The sequence below is a fragment of the Pseudarthrobacter naphthalenicus genome, from assembly GCF_029076445.1.
Classification (GTDB): Bacteria; Actinomycetota; Actinomycetes; order Actinomycetales; family Micrococcaceae; genus Arthrobacter; species Arthrobacter naphthalenicus.
On the sequence record NZ_JARESG010000001.1, the window covers coordinates 31735 to 47886 of the forward strand.

The window sequence follows — 16152 nt, forward strand, 5'->3', positions numbered from 1 at the left end:
TGCGAAAAGCCCTTACATGGTGGGAAAAGGCTACATGCGTCCGAAGCGGGCACGGACGAGGGCAAAGACGCCGTAGCAGATGAAACCGAACCCGACTGCGACGAGCAGGTAGGGGCCAAACGGGTGGTCGCGGAGCGCCTTCAGGCTTCCGTCCAAGCCGGTGGACTCTTCGGGGCTGCGCTTCCCGGCGGCGATGACGAAGAGCAAACCCGCGAGGTTCAAGGCGATGCCTTTGGCCACGTGCCCGGTGACGCCCAGGGAGTCGATCAGCCGGCCACGGCGGGTCCCGTCAAAGTGCAAGAGTTCCTCCTTGAACCCGCGCCGGAGTCCCTTGACTACGAAGTAGACTCCCACCCCCATGACGGTGAGGCCCAGCGCCACCAGCGCAGGCAGCCCAAGCGGGGTAGTGAGCAGGGCGGTGCTGAAGTCGCGGGTGGTTTCGCCGGAGTCCCCGCGCATTCCGACGGCGAACCCGGCGAAACTGAGCCCCACACTTCCGTAGGCGACGGCGAGGAAGCCGGAGGAGACCAGTTTGCCCAACCGCTCCTTGCGGGGCAGGTGCCTGGCGCGGAGGGTGGCTTCGCTCAGCTGCCAGAGGGCCAAGCCGGTGCAGGCGACCACGCAGACCCACAGGATGGCGGGTCCCCACGGGTTGGCGGCCAACTGCTCGATGGCCCCGGTGGGTTCCGCCTCACCAGGTTGCCCGAAGGCCAGCGCGATGGCGATGGCGCCGATGATGATGTGGAGCAGCGCCATCACGGCAAATCCCGAGCGCGCCACGACGTCGAGCGCCTTGGTGTCGGACGCTTCCTCGACGGCGTCTGCCGCTTCACTGATGCCGGAATCCCCGTTTGTCATGACTTAGCCGTTCATGGGCCCCTCTGCGTGCAGTTTCCCGGCGCCGGGGCCCTCAACATGGACTGTGCAGCGGACCACCAGCTTGCCCGGGGCGTGGTCAAGCTCCACCAGGCTGTCGTTGGCGCTCAACGACGTGAAGACCTCCGAGCCTTCCACCACCGTGACGCCGCGGGCCTTTGCCGTCTGGGTCGCGTTGTCCAGGGCTTCCTTCTCCAGGCCGGCCATATAGCCGCCGTCATTTTCCCTGGCAGGATCGCCGAAAGCCCAACCGAACAAAGTCCCTGTTTCCATGGCCACGATGTTACGCGTCCCCGTCATGGACGGCGGACTTCCGTAACATTACTAAGTGTGCTTACCATGGCGTGTGCCTGACCTTCGGGAAATCGGCAACGACCGTACAAGCATTCGGAACCAGCTCAACGTGAGGAATACACATCATGGCAGGAAATCTTGTTGCCCGCGCCGTTCACGACCTGACGGCCGCGGCGTGGTTCGGCGGTTCACTCATGGGCGCAATCGGGCTGAACGGGGCGGCTGCGGAAGCCAAGGACCCGGCCGAACGTACCCGGCTCTCCAGCGCAGGCTGGATGAAGTGGGCGCCCGTGCAGACGGCGGCGTTCGCCTCGCACCTGGTGGCGGACCTGGCCATTGCGTGGGAGAACAAGGGGCGCATTGCCAAGCAGGAGGGCGTGGCCCGGGACACGGTCATCAAGACCGCGGTGACCGTGGCCGGCGCGGCCGTGACGCTTTATGCAGGCATCCTGGGCAAGAAGGTGGACCAGCTGGCGGACCAGGGCGGCGAGGGTGCCACCGAGCCCAGGGCCGGAGCTTCGGATGAGCTGAAGTCGGCGCAGCAGCAGCTCAAGATGCTGCAGTGGGCCATCCCGGGCTTCGCCGCAGCGGTGATCATCCTCGGCGCCAAGCACGGTGAGATGCAGCGGCCCAAGAACGTGTTCGCCGGCCTCCGCTCCTAACGGGAGCTCCTTACGGGAGCCGCTAACGGGAGCCGCGGCAGCAAAAGCAGGAAACGCACGACGGCGGTCCGGCACGTGGGTGCCGGACCGCCGTCGTGTGCGTCGATGTTAACTCACGCCCGGAGATGACGCCCCAGCAGCCCGGGCCGGGTCAGGAATTCAGGTTCCGGCTGACGCTGTCCACAGCGGCGTCGGGGTCGCCGGCCTCGATCGCATCAACCAGTTCGCCGTGGCCCGTACGCGTGAGGCCGTTAAGCCTGCCGCTGCGCTGCTGCTTCAACAGCTCCCGGTGGAACACGTCACCGAAACTGACGTACAGCTCGTGCAGCAGCGGGTTGCCGGAGGCCTGGGCCACGCGCGCATGGAATTGCCAGTCAGCCCGGGCCCACCCCTCGAAGTCCGCGGCCTGCCAGGCGAGTTCCCGGGTGGCGAGGACGGCGCGGAGGGCGGAGACGTCGTCGGCCGTCGCGTTGCGGGCGGCGAGCCGGGCTGCCTGGGTGTCCAGGCCCAGCCTGACCTCCAGGATGTGTTCTTCCGTGTGGTCCTGGTACATGCGCCGGGCGGCGCCGGACATCTCGCTGGTTGCACGGACGTACGTGCCGTCACCGCGGCGGACCTCGAGCATGCCGCTGTGGGCCAGGGCTTTGATGGCTTCGCGGAGGGTGCCGCGGGATACCCCCAGCCCGGCCATGAGCTCCGTCTCGGACGGTATGCGCTGCTGCAGCTGCCATTCGCCGGAATGGATCATCTGGCGGAGTTTGGCCGTGACTTCGTCGGCGAGGGGTTGGCGGTGCGAGGTGCTGAGCGTCATGGGGTCCTGCTCTTCCGGCCGGCAAGGGGAGCGCGCGAGATCAGGTGGGCCACCGCAACCTGGACCACCGCGAGGGACAGCAGCAACGCCACGGGCAGGGTCCAGCTACCGGTAATGCCGTACAGCAGGCCGGTGCCGAACGGGCCCGCCGTGGCCAGCAGGTAGCCGATGGACTGTGCCAGCGTGGACAGGGCCGTGGTCTCCGCAGTGCTGGTTCCGCTCCGGCTGATCATCACCATGACCAGCGGGAAGATGCCCAGGCCGACCCCCAGCAGGACGGCAGGAATGACCGCAGGGCTGACCGGCAGCCACAGCAGCGACGCCAGGCCGGCCAGCATCACCGTGCTGGCCAGGTACAGGGCGGGCCGGAGCATGCGGGGACGCGAGCCGATGGCGATGACCAGCATGCCGGCCGGCACGGAAACAAGCTGCATCAGCCCGTACAGCAGGCCGCTCTCCGCCGCCGCAACTCCCATGGTGATCAGCATGGACGGGAACCAGCTGATCAGCGAATAGGCCAGCAGCGCCTGCAGGGTGAAGATGGCAGTGAGCAGCAGGCCCTTTCGGGTGCGCAGCAGGGGCCACGGCGAAATGTGCGTGCTCGCCTTCCGGACGCTGTGCCGGTGAGTGTGCAGCACCACGGGCAGGAAACCCAGGAACGCCGCCACTGCCAGGAACCCGATGGCACCCACGGCGGACGACGGCGAACCCAGGGCCTGGGCCAGCGGGATGACTGCGACCGCCGAGGCCGTGGCGCCGATGGTCATGGTCACGGTGTACAGCATGGTCATTGTGGAGGTGCGGTGGGCGAAGTGCTCGCGAATGAACGACGGCATGGCCACATTGCAGACCGCCAGTCCGGACATCCCGATCACCGTGCCGGCGAGCAGCATGCCGGTGGAAGGGATGCCCCGCAGCAGCAGGCCGCCGGCCAGGAACGCCAACGCCAGCAGGATGGCCTTCTCCACGCCCAGCCGGCCGGTGAGCCACGAAGTCGCCGCCCCGGCCAAGGCGAAGCAGAGCGTGGGCACGGAGGGGATGACGGCGGCCAGCAACGGCCCGTAGCCCAGGACCTGCTGAAGATCGTGCAGCAGTGCCGATGCGCCGGAGATTCCCGCCCGGAGGTTCAGGCCGATGAGCACCAGAGCCACAACCCCGAGTACGACGGCGGTACGCGTCTTGGGCGGGGCAGCGGACAAAGCGGGTGGCGCGGGCGGGGCAGTCATGCTTTTCAGGTTAGACGTTAGACGTTTGATGTCTGAGTTTCTGTGGGGAATCTCTCTGCAGTTAACCTCCCGGGCATAGACTCAGGCCAGCAGGTCGCACGGGGCCCGGCGAAGGCGGAAGGACGGCTGGTTATGGCTTCCCAGCAAGTTGAGGTCGAGAAGAAGTACGACGTCGGCGCTGACGCCGAGGTGCCCGACCTTCGGTTGGTCCCCGGGGTCGCCCGGGTGGGGGAGCCTCGCGTGGACCGTCTCGAGGCGGTGTACTTCGACACCGAAGGCTCGGCGCTCGCTGCCCGCGGGATCACCCTCCGCCGCAGGGTGGGCGGCCACGACGCCGGGTGGCACGCGAAGCTGCCGCCGGAAGCCTCCCAGCAGGACGCGGATTCCGCGTCAGGACCCCGGCGCCGCCGCGAGCTTCACGCGCCGCTCGGCCAGCCCGGCGTCGTGCCTGACAGCCTGCTGGCGCACCTGCTGGTGTATTTGCGCGGCGACGATCCGCTGCCCGTTGTCCGGCTGGAGACCCAGCGCACCACCTATCCGCTTTATGGGGAGGACGGGGTGCATCTCGCGGACCTGGCGGACGATCAGGTCACCGCACAAATCCTCAAGAGCAGCGGCGCGCAGGACGGTGACTCGGATACCCGGCAGTGGCGGGAATGGGAGCTCGAACTGGTTCATGGAAGCCCGGAGCTCTTTCCTGCCGCCGAGGACGTCCTCACGGCTGCGGGGGCCAGCCCTGCCGGGCACGGCTCCAAGCTGGCCAAGGCCCTGCAGGGGACCGAAGCCATGGTCCCGGCGGATGACGTCACCGGCGCCGTGCCGCCACACAATGCGGGTCCACGTAAAAAGGGCCCCGCCTCAGAGCTTCTGGCTGCCTACCTGGCTGCGCAGATCCGCGAAATCCTTGCCCATGATCCGGAGGTCCGGCTGGAGCAGCCCGAAGCGGTGCACCAGCTTCGCTCTGCCACCCGCAGGGCCCGGTCCGCGCTGGCGGCTTACCGCCGGCTGTACAGTGCCGGGGCGGTGAGGCGCCTGCGGGATGAGCTGAAGTGGCTCGGGGGCGTGCTGGGAGCGCCGCGGGACGCCGATGTGATGCTGGACCGGCTGCGGGGGCATGCGGCCGAGCTCCCGGAGGGTGAGGCAGCGGCGGCGGTGGCGGCCCGGTTGGAGGAGGAGCTGGGCAACCGCCTGGACACGTCCTACCGGAAGCTCCAGAAGGCGCTGCTGTCCGAGCGGTACTTCCGGCTTCTTGACGACCTCGATGCTTTCAGCAGCCGGCCGCCGGTCCGGCCCCAGGCCGCGGCCGCGGCCCGGAAGACGGCCGGAAAAGTGGTGGCCAAGGCGGCCAGGCGGCTGCGGCGCACAGCCAAGGCGGTCAAGCGGTCCCGGCGGGGAGCTCAGCACGAGACGGCGCTGCACGATGTCAGGAAAGATGCCAAGCGGCTGCGCCACGTGACCGAGTCCGTGGTGCCGGTCCACGGCAAACGCGCCGCGAAAATGGTCAAGGCCGCCCACCGGCAGCAGTCCATCCTCGGCGACTTCCACGACAGCGTGGTGGCCCGGGACCTGCTGGCCACGCTGGCGGCCGGCCCGGACCTGCCGGAAGCGGAAGCCTCGGCCTTCGTCACGCTGCATACCCGGCAGGTCCAGTTGGCAGCAGAGGCAGAGGCCAAGTACTGGAAAGCGCGCAGGAAGTCCCGCCGGCTACTCAAACGCGGGGTCGGATAACGTCCCTCCGCCGCGGTTTATCGGGCGTTTAGTGACCCCCCGTTGCCTTGAGGCCGGGGACGTCAGACCTGCCGTGCGCCGAGCCGGGTGACGGCGAGGGCGAGCCAGAGCTGGACCCTGTCCGCGGTGAGCGAGGGATCGTAGCCGGTCAGTTCGGTGATCTGGGCCAGCCGGTAGCGCACCGTGTTGCGGTGCAGGGTCAGGGCCTCGGCGACGGCGGCCACGGAGCCGTTGTGGTTCAGATAGCTTTCCAGCGTTGCCATCAGCTCGGAGCCGTGCGTGGCGTCGAACGTGCGCAGCGGGCTGAGGGATTCGTTTGCCATGTCCGCGAGGGGGACGTCCTCGCTGGCCAGGAGCAGCGACGTCAGGCTGAGGCGTTCGGGCTCGTTGACGGGCAGGCCGTGGCTGGCCGCGTCCCTGGCCTCGAAGTAGCTCCAGCGCAGGCCGTTCGGCTTGGTGTACGCGCCCCCGATCCCGATCGTCGCGTGAATCCCGGCCTCGGCCAGGTGCGAGCTGAGTTGGCGCGCCAGCTCGGTTGCCCCGCTGCCGTCGTCGTGCACCACCACCACCAGGTCCTGGCCGACGACGGCGGCAACCGCGTTCTCCAGCGACTGCGGCACCGAGGTGCTCACCAATGCCTTGTGATGGGCAGCGGATACGGCCAGCAGCACCACGTTCCGGCGGGTGCTGTTCACGCCCACGCCGGCCAGCCGGCGCTGGGCCTCGCTCGTCTCAAGGGCCCCGTGGATGACGTCTTCCAGGACCTGGCCGCACAGGGCCCGCTGGGACTGGCGCTGCTTAACCATGTTGTTCAGCTCCACGCTGATCAGGTTCTGGGCGTAGCTGATGATGCCGGAATCCTCGAAAGGAAGGCGCACCCAGAGGGTGCAGGCATCGCGGCGTCCGGTGGGGATGGGGTAGGAGGCCCAGGTACGGGCCGAGGGATGCTCGGGGGAGCTGTTGTACAAGAGGGCCGTGAACTGCGTCAGGGCGATGTCCGTGCGGAGCATGCCACCGAGGTGTTTCAGGAGCTGGGTCAGGCCGCCGCCGGTCAGGAGTGCGCGCGCCAGGACCTGGTGGCCGGCGATCAGGCGTTCCAGCTTGGCCACATGGTCCGCGGACTGCGCGTCCGCCACCAGTTTTCCGATGGCGATGAAGGGCGTTTCGTAGGGGACCCGGACCACCGGAAGTCCCCAGCGGTTCGCCTCGGCAAGGAGCGCCGGCGGGACGTCATCGTGCGTGAGTCCGGTGCCGAATCCGATTCCTACGGCTCCCGCACGCTGGACCTGGCGGACAAACCGCCGCTGTTCGGGTGCGGAGCGCAGGCGCATTCCGGTGGTCAGGACCAGTTCCCCGCCGTTGAGGAAGCGTTGCGGGTCCTCCAGTTCCGTGACCGCCACCCAATTGATGTCGTGGTGCCAGGTGGTCTCCGCCAGCCCGGCCTTGGACAGGTGCAGCGACTGGACACCGAGCAGCATCGCGAGGGAAATGGTCATACGCCAAGAATAGACGTGCGCTGGGCGGCCGCACTAAACATGGCCCTGGACGGTGTGCAGGTGGCTATTCCCGTCCTTTCGGCGGGGGCATAGGCTCAGAGCAGCTGCAACACCCTACCGTTTCCCCTGAAAGAGGTTGTACACCGTGGTTCAGACCTTGCAGAACTTCATCAACGGCGAGTTTGTCACCCCGGCCGGCACCACCCTGTTGGACATCGTCAACCCCACCAACGGTGAGCTGGTGGCGAAGGCGCCGGTTTCCGTGCAGGCGGACGTGGACGCCGCCATGGCCGCGGCGAAGGATGCCTTCAAAAGCTGGAAACAGGTCACCCCCGGCCAACGCCAGCTGATGCTCCTCAAGCTCGCCGACGCCATTGAGGCACACAGCGACGAACTGGTCGAGGCGCAGCACCGCAACACAGGCCAGGTGCGCTCGCTGATCGCAGCCGAGGAAGTGGCTACCGGAGCGGACCAGCTGCGTTTCTTCGCCGGCGCGGCGCGCATCCTGGAAGGCAAATCCGCGGGCGAGTATTTCGAGGGGCACACCTCGTTCGTCCGCCGCGAGCCCATCGGGGTGGTGGCGCAGGTGGCGCCGTGGAATTACCCCTTCCTGATGGCCATCTGGAAGATCGGCCCGGCCCTGGCTGCCGGTAACACCGTGGTGCTCAAGCCCTCGGACACCACGCCCGAGTCCACCCTGGTGCTGGCCCGGCTTGCCGGGGACATCCTGCCCGCCGGGGTCCTGAACGTGGTCCTGGGAACGGGCGAAACCGGTGCGCTGATGGTGGAGCACAAGGTTCCCGGCCTGGTATCCATCACCGGGTCCGTCCGGGCCGGCATTGCGGTGGCTTCCGGTGCTGCACGCGGCCTCAAGCGCGCCCACCTGGAGCTCGGCGGCAAGGCGCCGGCCATCGTCTTCAAGGACGCGGACATCAAGAAGAGCGCCGCCGCCATCGCCGAATTCGCGTTCTTCAACGCCGGCCAGGACTGCACGGCCATCACCCGTGTCCTGGTGGAGGATTCCGTGCATGACGACGTGGTGGCGGCCATGGTGGAGCACACCAAGACCCTGCACACCGGCTCGCAGAACGATGAAGAGAACTACTTCGGCCCGCTGAACAACGTCAATCACTTCAACGCCGTCACCTCAGTGGTGGAGCACCTCCCGGAGAACTGCAGGATCGTCACCGGCGGCCACCGGGCGGGGGAGAAGGGCTTTTTCTTCGAACCGACCATTATCACCGGGGCAAAGCAGACGGACGACATTGTGCAGAAGGAAACCTTCGGCCCGGTCATCACCGTGCAGAAATTCACCACGGAGGCCGAGGCGCTGGAGCTGGCAAACGACGTCGATTACGCCCTGGCTTCCAGCGTCTGGACCACCGATCACGGCACGGCCATGCGGATGAGCCGCGACCTGGACTTCGGGGCCGTCTGGATCAACACCCACATCCTGCTCACTGCCGAAATGCCCCACGGCGGTTTCAAGCAGTCCGGCTACGGCAAGGACCTGTCCATGTACGGCGTCGAGGACTACACGCGCATCAAGCACGTGATGAGTGCGCTTGACGCCTGACCCGGCCGCCTAACCAAACTTCCTCCGCAGGAACCACGAAAGAGATACCCATGACTACCACCGCACATGACATCGTCTTCCGCCTGGAACAGAAGCGCCGTGTCCAGGCCGACTTTCCGGGCCCCAAATCCATCGCCCTGACCGAACGCCGCCGGGCCGTGGTTGCCGCCGGCGTCGCCTCGAGCGTCCCGGTCTATGTGGCCGATGCCGACGGCGGAATCATCCACGACGTGGACGGGAACTCCTTCATCGACCTCGGCTCGGGCATCGCCGTGACCAGCGTTGGCGCGTCGGATCCCGCCGTGGTGGGGGCCGTGAAAGAAGCGGTGGAACACTTCACCCACACCTGTTTCATGATCACCCCGTACGAAAGCTATGTTGCCCTCGCCGAACAGCTGAACCGGCTGACCCCCGGCGAGCATGAGAAGCGCACCGTACTCTTCAACTCCGGCGCGGAGGCAGTGGAGAACGCCGTGAAGGTGGCCCGCATCGCCACGGGGCGTGACGCCGTCGTCGCCTTTGACCACGCCTACCACGGCCGCACCAACCTGACCATGGCGCTGACGGCCAAGGCCATGCCGTACAAGTCGGGGCCCGGCGGGAGCTTTGGCCCGTTCGCGCCCGAGATCTACCGCATGCCCATGAGTTACCCGTACCGCGAGGAAAACCCGGAGCTCACCGGCGCCGAGGCCGCCCAGCGCGCCATCACCATGATTGAAAAGCAGATCGGTGCGGACCTGGTGGCGGCGGTCATCATCGAACCGATCCAGGGCGAGGGCGGCTTCATTGTCCCGGCCGAGGGCTTCCTGCCGGCCCTGGCCGCCTGGGCCCGGGACAAGGGCATCGTCCTCATCGCCGACGAGGTCCAGTCCGGATTCTGCCGCACCGGTGAATGGTTCGCCGTCAACCACGAAGGCGTGGTCCCGGACATCATCACCATGGCCAAGGGCATCGCCGGCGGCATGCCGCTCTCCGCCATCACCGGCCGCGCCGACCTGCTCGACGCCGTCCACGCGGGGGGCCTGGGCGGAACGTACGGCGGAAACCCGGTGGCGTGCGCGGCGGCGCTGGCTGCGATCGGTTCCATGGAGGAGTACAACCTGGCCGGGCGGGCCCGGCATATCGAGGAACTGGCTACCGGCCGGCTGCAGGCCCTGCAGGAAGAACTGGCCGGCGCCGGAAAGGCCGTCGTGGGTGATGTCCGGGGCCGCGGTGCGATGCTGGCAATCGAACTGGTCCACGCCGGTTCGAAGGATCCCAACCCTGAGCTGACCAAAACCGTGGCAGCGGCCTGCCTGAAGGAGGGTGTCATCATCCTCACCTGCGGCACGTACGGGAACGTCATCCGCCTGCTGCCCCCGCTGGTGATCAGCGACGAGCTCCTGATCGACGGCTTGGATGTCCTGGCCGGTGCCATCAGGGCGAACGCCTAGCGCAGCAAGCCCGCACCTAAGAGTGCGGGAGAAGGCAGCACCTCCGGGCGTCCGGGGTGCTGCCTTCTCGTTGTCCTGGCGGCTTCCTCTGGCGGCTTCCACTGGGGGCTACCTAACGTTCATTGCGGGGAGGTACCCAGTACCCCTGCCTTCTGGGCTGCCACCTAATTCCCGACGTTAACCTGGCCCCTTCCGTAAGTACCCCCAAGAATCTTTTCGAGTACCGACTACTCGTGTTTGGCCTCCTCAGCGCTACGTAACTTGGATTTACCAATGGGCCGGGAATACTGCTCCTGGAAGGCCCCGCTTCAGAGACTCGTCATGAAACCCCTCAATAGGTATCGACACCCCGGAGCCTAGATGGGGAGCGTCGCGGCACTGCCCGCCCGATCCGTTGCCTGCCGGTTTCAGTAAGCGGAACCCCGTTCCCGCTCCTGCCGTCTCAGCCGCCGTCCACGGACAGCGCGGTCCGCCTGCGTCTGATGCGTGCAGTGGCACGTACCGAGGGTACTTCGAGCCCGGCTTGACTACGCCCAGGGGCGGAAGCAACCCCGCCCACGGCCAATGACAACATCTTGATCCTGCTCGAGACAGGGAAATGCAATGGCGCATGTCTTCACAGAAACCGAGGATCGGGCCGGCGGCAGGGCCGCTGGGGCCTGCAGGTTTGCAGCAGCGGAGAGCCTCCAATGACGCCCCTCCAAAGCGTCTCACTGCCTGCCCAGGCGACCTTCGGCCGGGACGGCGCGTTGTTTGAGGGGCTGCTTGGCTTCGTGTCACAGCTGAGCGTGGTGCTATGGGGCCTGGTGCTGCTCACCGTGGTGGTGCGCTTCGTGGGCATCGGGCTCTATCGGCGTGGAGCCCGCCGACGTGCCGCCCGCATGGCTCTTGTCCAGGCCGTGCCGCCGAGCGACCCCGCTCCGGCTGCCGCGTCAACCACCACGGCCACTGCGGAGGTGGTCCAGCCGGTCACCGTCCAGGTGCCGCCCGCGCTCGCTTCCAATTCCACGGAGCCACCGGCATGGACATCCCCCTCGTGATCTTTTGGTTGTTCGCCGGCGTCAGCATCCTCTACGTCGTGCACTTCGGCTTTTACCTGGTAGGCGCCAACTTCTATGACGTTTGGCAGCAGCGCAGGAGGGGGGTGAAAGCCGTCCGGCTCCCCGTGGAGTACGAGGCGGAGTGCGCAGCCACGGCAACATGGACCTGCCGAGCGCTTCCCGAAGTGCCCGGATTGGTCTCCATCATCATTGCCGCCCATAACGAGGAGGCGGTGATCGTCCGGACTCTTGACTCGATCCGGCGCAGCACCTACCGCTCGATCGAAACCATCGTCGCCGATGACGCGTCCACCGACCTCACAGGCCGGCTGGTCCGCGACTACCAGGTGCGCCACCCCGAAATGAACCTGCGGATCGTGCGGATGCATAAGAACGTCGGCAAGGGCGGAGCGTTGAACGTGGTCCTTCGCCGCCTCGCGCGCGGCCAGTTCGTGATGACGCTGGACGCCGATTCGATCATCGAGCCCGACTCCATTTTCAATGCGCTGTCCTACTTCGATGATCCATACGTGGCCGGTGTGGCCGCCAATGTGCAGATCCTGGAAGAGTCGACGGCGCTCGGCATCCTGCAGCGGTTCGAGCACATGATCGGCTACCGCTCGAAGAAGCTCTATTCGCTGCTGAACTGCGAGTTCGTGGTGGGAGGAGTGGCTTCCACTTATCGGATGCGCGTCCTGCGCAAGGTCGGCTTTTACGACACTGACACCGTGACGGAGGACATCGGCCTGAGCGCCAAGGTCACCAGCCTGGGCAACCGGCGCTTCCGCATGGTCTACGGCGCTGACATCGTTGCGAAGACCGAGGGCGTACTCACGCTCCGTGCCCTGGCCAAGCAGCGTTACCGGTGGAAGTACGGCAGCATCCAGAACCTCATCAAGTATCGCGCCATGATCTTCAACCCGAGTCGACGCTACAGCGGCACTTTGGCGTACTACCGGATGCCGATGGCGGTGTTCAGCGAGTTCACGCTGCTCGTCTCGCCCCTGGCCTGGACGTATGCGGTGTACTGGTCGCTGGTCACTAAGACGCCCACCCTGCTACTCGGTGCCTACGCGACCATCACGGCCTACACACTGCTGACTGTCTGGTTGGACGAGAACCTGACCACGCGGGAACGCATTCGGCTGTCCTGTTACGCGCCGACGGCCTACTTCCTTTTCTACATCATGGACTTGGTTCAGCTGACGGCCGCAGTGGGCTGCATCGTGCGCTCGCGGGGCCTGTTCCGGCGTCCCGAGATCAACACCTGGCAGTCGCCGCCGCGGGCGGGCAGCGTGCTGGTGGTGGCTCGTGCGTAGGCGCCGGTGGTTTCTCCGCGTGCTGCTCAATCCCCTTGTAGTTATCTCGATTGTGGTCGTCCTGCTGGCGGCCGGGTGGCTGCTCTATACCGGCGGGAAGAGCAGCCTCTCCCAGGCCCGGCCCGGCGCGAACCTGTTTCCCACGCTCCTTGCGACCGCAGCCGGAACTCCGGCGGCGGCGGACCCCTCAGCGCCCGCCAGCCCGGCCAGCCCCGCGGGCGGCTGGAACGTCCGGCACAGCGGGAATGCCCGGACCTCGCTGGAGCTGGTCAAGGGACAGATGACCAGTCAGGCGCTGGAACTCGATATTAGTGAGTACTCCTCCGGCGACGTTGCGCTGACGAGCCCACGGGTCAGTGTGGAACGCAGCAAGACCTACCTGTTCAAGGCGTTCATCAGCAGCGACGAGGACTTCAGGCTACTGGCCCGCAGGTACCACGCCGACGGCAGCACCACCTTGGAGCAGCTGCGAAACCCTCTCGAACGGCCGGGCGATACCACGTTCACGGTCAGCGACGCGTTCAACAGCGGGGATTCGATCACCGCGGTTGAGTACGTCTTGCGACTTTCAGCCAAGGGCAGCCTCCGGGTGGAGGGCGCCTACGTCGAGGCGGCGGACGACGTCCGGGTGGCCGGCCCTGCCGCGACGATGGCGGCCGCCCCTGCCGGAACGACGACGGCGGCGCCCAACCTCATCCCCAACCCCAAGCTGGCCATCCCCCCGCCGGGTACACCGGACCCATGGTCCCCGTACAGCTCAGGTGTATCCACTGTGAAGTCCGGACGGGGTGAGGACAAAAACGGCACCTTCCTGTGGACAAGTGTCGCCAACTACCAGAACGGCGAGGCGAAGTGGCAGTACGATCCGATTCCTGTCACCGCCGACCGGTACTTCGAGTTCGGTGCCACCTACCAGTCCGAGCGCGACGTGGACGTGGTGGCGGAGTTCGAGCTCGCGGCAGGCGGGCGCGTGTTCAAGAACCTGGAGACGGTGCCTCCGGCGGGGGAGTGGACGACGATCAAGGAGTCATTCCAAGTCCCCGCCGGGGCAAATGCGGCAATGGTCACCCTCATTTCGCACGGGGAAGGCACCACCGGCGTCCGTGATTTTTCCCTGACCGACACCACCAAACCAGGACCTCTGCGTTGGGATCGGCCCATGGTCTCGATCACGTTTGACGACGGTTGGCAGTCCATCTATGACCGCGCCCTGCCTTTGTTGAACCAGCACGGCTTCCGGTCCACCCAATACGTCAATGCCAGCTCCATCGAGACGCCGAACTTCATGACTGCCGCCGAGGTGCAGCAGATGCACGACGCCGGGCATGAGTTCGCCGCGCACAGCTACGAACACGTCGATCTCACCTCGATCAGCGCTGACCGGTTGGATGAGCAGTTGCGAAAGAGTGAGGAGGCGCTGGCCGATGCCGGACTAAGCACTGACAATCTGGCAACCCCGTACGGGCGGTCCGATCCCCAGGTCGACTGGTATGCGAGCAAGTACTTCGACATCGTGCGCGGGACGGACGACGGAATCAACACCCGGCAAAACCTCAACCCACACGACCTGAAGGTGTTCTACGTCACCGACCAAACCACGCCGGAGGCCCTGACCGAAGCACTTGCGGAGACGTCCCGGTTGAACGGCTGGCTCATCCTCGTCTACCACCAGATCGCAACCCCTGAATCCACCGGCACTCAGGAAACCGGAACCATCGCGGCGGACCGGAGCACCATCACCAGCGATGTCCTCGACACTCAGTTGCAGATCATCGACCAAAGCCGCATTCAAGTCCTGCCCGTGACGCAGGCATTCAAGCAGTTGCAGGGTCAGTGATCACCATTCGGCTGTGTCCACTTGGCGCCGTCGGACATCCGAAAAGAACGGAGAATCTCATGAGCAGAGTCAGATCCGGCTGGGCACGCGGGCGTGCCCGGCTTGCGGCCATCGGGGCGGTGGGGGCCGTGGCCACCGCACTGCTGTCCCCCATGACCGCGAACGCCGCCATGGAAAACCCTGCCCCGACTCCTATGGTGTCCTTCACCTTCGATGACGGTATGGCCAGTGCGCTCACCCAGGCGGCACCCACGCTGCAGAAGTACGGGCTGACCGGCACCAACTATGTGATCACGGATTGCGTCGGCATGACAGAAGTGCCGAATACCTGCCGGGCCGGTGCGGAGGTTCCACATATGACGTGGGCTCAGATCGCGCAGTTGCAGAACGCCTACGGCTGGGAAATCGGATCGCACACCGTCGATCACCAGTGCCTGGTGAGTGTAGGTAACGATTGCCAAGCCACCAAGCTGACGGCCGCCGAGGTGGACGCCGAGTTGGCAGACAGCAGGGCCGCGCTCAAGGCCAATGGCTTCAACGCCACCGCGTTCGCCCCGCCGTACGGCGACTACGACATGTCGGCCGTCGCCCAGGTGGCCAAATATTACAGCTCCATGCGCGGCTTCGCCGATACAGGCAACAACGTCTGGCCGCTCGGCGATTACCTGCTCCGGGACGTCCCCGTCCAGGAGATCACCACACCGGTGGCCGCTCTGAAGGCCCAGGTGGACGCGGCGATCGCGAATAAGCAATGGGTCGTCTTTACCTTCCATGACATCAGGCCGGGTCCGAGCCAAGTTCCGGATGATTACCAGTACGGCACGGCTGAGCTTGACGAACTGGCGGCGTACGTGAAGACCAAGGTGACCGCCGGTCAGATCAAGAACGTCAACGTCAGCAAGGGCCTGGTGAACGGCACCCCTAACAAGATGCCGAACCCCACGTTCAACAACGGCCTCGGGGATGGCTGGCGGACCGACGCGCCGTCAACGATCACGGCCGACGCCGCCAACAACGGCAGCTTCCCCGACGCTGCCCGGTCCGTGAAGCTGGTCTCGGGTACTGCCACGGGTCACTTGTTCTCGCCCATCGTTCCCCTGACACCGAGGACGAACTACATGTTCAAGGCCTTCCTCAATGTCGCTGCGATCACCACGGGTGAGGTGGGGTTCTACGTGGACGAATACAACGCGGCCGGACAGTGGATCTCCGGGCAGTTCCGCAAGCGGGAAAATTCACGGTGGGTGGAGTCGATGAACTTCACCTACACGCCGAGCTCGACCGATGTGGCTTCGGCAAGCCTCCAGATCTGGGTCATCGGCACCGGCATCACTGCTTATGTGGACAACGTGCAGATGCTGGCGATCGGCGCGGATGCCACCCCGCCGGCAGCGTCCAACCTCCTCGCCAACGGCACGTTTGACGCCGGCATCAGCTCGGGCTGGACAACAGACTCCGCAACCACCATCGCGGCAGACGCGGCGAACCACGGTAGCCCGGCCAACCCGGTGAACTCGGTGAAGATGACAGCCACCACGGAGAACAAGCATCTGCTCTCCCCGCAGGTCGCGGTGACGGCCGGTAACTACAGCATCGCCGGCTACCTCAACGTCGCCGCACGAACCAGCGGGGAGGTGGGCTTCTACATTGACGAGTACAACGCGGCCGGGCAGTGGATCTCCGGGCAATACAAGCTCGGCGTGAATGCCGCCGGCGTGACCAATGTCGACCTGACGTACTCGCCTAGCACCACCGCCGTCGCGAAGGCGCGCCTGCAGGTTATCGTCCCAGGCAACTCGGGACTGCAGGGGTACTTCGACGACGTCCGCTGGACCAGGTCCTGACCGCGAGGGA

General features: G+C 66.1%; 13 protein-coding genes. 8 read left to right on the forward strand and 5 right to left on the reverse strand.

All coding sequences use genetic code 11. The annotated features are described in order from the left end of the window. Window positions 1-30: 30 nt before the first annotated feature. Window positions 31-858 carry a DUF1206 domain-containing protein gene (locus PY310_RS00150; RefSeq protein ID WP_275212122.1) on the reverse strand — a complete coding sequence of 276 codons (828 nt, stop codon included), beginning with the start codon at window positions 856-858 and terminating at the stop codon, window positions 31-33. Window positions 859-861: 3 nt separating this feature from the next. Next, the gene (locus tag PY310_RS00155; RefSeq protein WP_275212123.1) at window positions 862-1149 is read right to left on the reverse strand and encodes a hypothetical protein; all 288 of its coding nucleotides are present in this window, start codon (window positions 1147-1149) and stop codon (window positions 862-864) included. Between the two features lie 146 nt (window positions 1150-1295). Between PY310_RS00155 and PY310_RS00160 the strand changes: the two genes are divergently transcribed. Continuing rightward, window positions 1296-1832 carry a hypothetical protein gene (locus PY310_RS00160; protein ID WP_275212124.1) on the forward strand — a complete coding sequence of 179 codons (537 nt, stop codon included), beginning with the start codon at window positions 1296-1298 and terminating at the stop codon, window positions 1830-1832. A gap of 151 nt (window positions 1833-1983) precedes the next feature. Here PY310_RS00160 and PY310_RS00165 read toward each other — a convergent pair whose 3' ends face one another. Both PY310_RS00165 and PY310_RS00170 read right to left on the reverse strand, forming a co-directional pair. Beyond that, window positions 1984-2643 carry a FadR/GntR family transcriptional regulator gene (locus PY310_RS00165; RefSeq protein WP_275212125.1) on the reverse strand — a complete coding sequence of 220 codons (660 nt, stop codon included), beginning with the start codon at window positions 2641-2643 and terminating at the stop codon, window positions 1984-1986. Continuing rightward, on the reverse strand, window positions 2640-3869 hold the full coding sequence (locus PY310_RS00170; RefSeq protein ID WP_275212126.1) for an MFS transporter: 1230 nt from the start codon (window positions 3867-3869) through the stop codon (window positions 2640-2642). Before PY310_RS00170 ends, PY310_RS00165 begins: the two co-directional genes overlap by 4 nt. 132 nt (window positions 3870-4001) lie before the next feature. Between PY310_RS00170 and PY310_RS00175 the strand changes: the two genes are divergently transcribed. After that, window positions 4002-5597, forward strand: coding sequence for a CYTH and CHAD domain-containing protein (locus tag PY310_RS00175; protein ID WP_275212127.1), 1596 nt, complete (start codon window positions 4002-4004; stop codon window positions 5595-5597). A gap of 62 nt (window positions 5598-5659) precedes the next feature. Here the strand turns inward: PY310_RS00175 and PY310_RS00180 are convergent, their stop codons facing one another. After that, window positions 5660-7093 carry a PucR family transcriptional regulator gene (locus PY310_RS00180; RefSeq protein WP_275212128.1) on the reverse strand — a complete coding sequence of 478 codons (1434 nt, stop codon included), beginning with the start codon at window positions 7091-7093 and terminating at the stop codon, window positions 5660-5662. 145 nt (window positions 7094-7238) lie between these two features. Between PY310_RS00180 and PY310_RS00185 the strand changes: the two genes are divergently transcribed. The 6 genes from PY310_RS00185 to PY310_RS00210 all read left to right on the forward strand — a co-directional run bounded on the left by PY310_RS00185 (window position 7239) and on the right by PY310_RS00210 (window position 16142). Beyond that, window positions 7239-8669 carry an aminobutyraldehyde dehydrogenase gene (locus PY310_RS00185; protein ID WP_275212129.1) on the forward strand — a complete coding sequence of 477 codons (1431 nt, stop codon included), beginning with the start codon at window positions 7239-7241 and terminating at the stop codon, window positions 8667-8669. Between the two features lie 50 nt (window positions 8670-8719). After that, a complete protein-coding gene (gene gabT / locus PY310_RS00190) occupies window positions 8720-10102 on the forward strand; it encodes a 4-aminobutyrate--2-oxoglutarate transaminase (RefSeq protein WP_275212130.1) in 1383 nt (460 codons plus the stop codon). A gap of 689 nt (window positions 10103-10791) precedes the next feature. Beyond that, window positions 10792-11142, forward strand: coding sequence for a hypothetical protein (locus tag PY310_RS00195; RefSeq protein ID WP_275212131.1), 351 nt, complete (start codon window positions 10792-10794; stop codon window positions 11140-11142). Further along, window positions 11124-12461: a glycosyltransferase family 2 protein gene (locus PY310_RS00200; RefSeq protein ID WP_275212132.1), complete on the forward strand. Its 1338-nt coding sequence runs from the start codon at window positions 11124-11126 to the stop codon at window positions 12459-12461. Before PY310_RS00195 ends, PY310_RS00200 begins: the two co-directional genes overlap by 19 nt. A gap of 19 nt (window positions 12462-12480) precedes the next feature. Continuing rightward, window positions 12481-14298 (forward strand): polysaccharide deacetylase family protein, encoded by a 1818-nt coding sequence (locus PY310_RS00205; protein WP_275212133.1) that lies wholly within the window; start codon window positions 12481-12483, stop codon window positions 14296-14298. Window positions 14299-14357: 59 nt separating this feature from the next. Then, complete coding sequence (locus tag PY310_RS00210; RefSeq protein ID WP_275212134.1) at window positions 14358-16142, forward strand: polysaccharide deacetylase family protein; 1785 nt, start codon at window positions 14358-14360, stop codon at window positions 16140-16142. The last annotated feature ends 10 nt before the right edge of the window (window positions 16143-16152 follow it).

Bases quoted from the DNA above. Each gene is read 5' to 3' on its own strand.
- PY310_RS00150 (WP_275212122.1), bottom strand. From the start codon at position 858: ATGACAAACGGGGATTCCGGCATCAGTGAAGCGGCAGACGCCGTCGAG.
- PY310_RS00155 (WP_275212123.1), bottom strand. From the start codon at position 1,149: ATGGAAACAGGGACTTTGTTCGGTTGGGCTTTCGGCGATCCTGCCAGG.
- PY310_RS00160 (WP_275212124.1), top strand. From the start codon at position 1,296: ATGGCAGGAAATCTTGTTGCCCGCGCCGTTCACGACCTGACGGCCGCG.
- PY310_RS00165 (WP_275212125.1), bottom strand. From the start codon at position 2,643: ATGACGCTCAGCACCTCGCACCGCCAACCCCTCGCCGACGAAGTCACG.
- PY310_RS00170 (WP_275212126.1), bottom strand. From the start codon at position 3,869: ATGACTGCCCCGCCCGCGCCACCCGCTTTGTCCGCTGCCCCGCCCAAG.
- PY310_RS00175 (WP_275212127.1), top strand. From the start codon at position 4,002: ATGGCTTCCCAGCAAGTTGAGGTCGAGAAGAAGTACGACGTCGGCGCT.
- PY310_RS00180 (WP_275212128.1), bottom strand. From the start codon at position 7,093: ATGACCATTTCCCTCGCGATGCTGCTCGGTGTCCAGTCGCTGCACCTG.
- gabT (WP_275212130.1), top strand. From the start codon at position 8,720: ATGACTACCACCGCACATGACATCGTCTTCCGCCTGGAACAGAAGCGC.
- PY310_RS00195 (WP_275212131.1), top strand. From the start codon at position 10,792: ATGACGCCCCTCCAAAGCGTCTCACTGCCTGCCCAGGCGACCTTCGGC.
- PY310_RS00200 (WP_275212132.1), top strand. From the start codon at position 11,124: ATGGACATCCCCCTCGTGATCTTTTGGTTGTTCGCCGGCGTCAGCATC.
- PY310_RS00210 (WP_275212134.1), top strand. From the start codon at position 14,358: ATGAGCAGAGTCAGATCCGGCTGGGCACGCGGGCGTGCCCGGCTTGCG.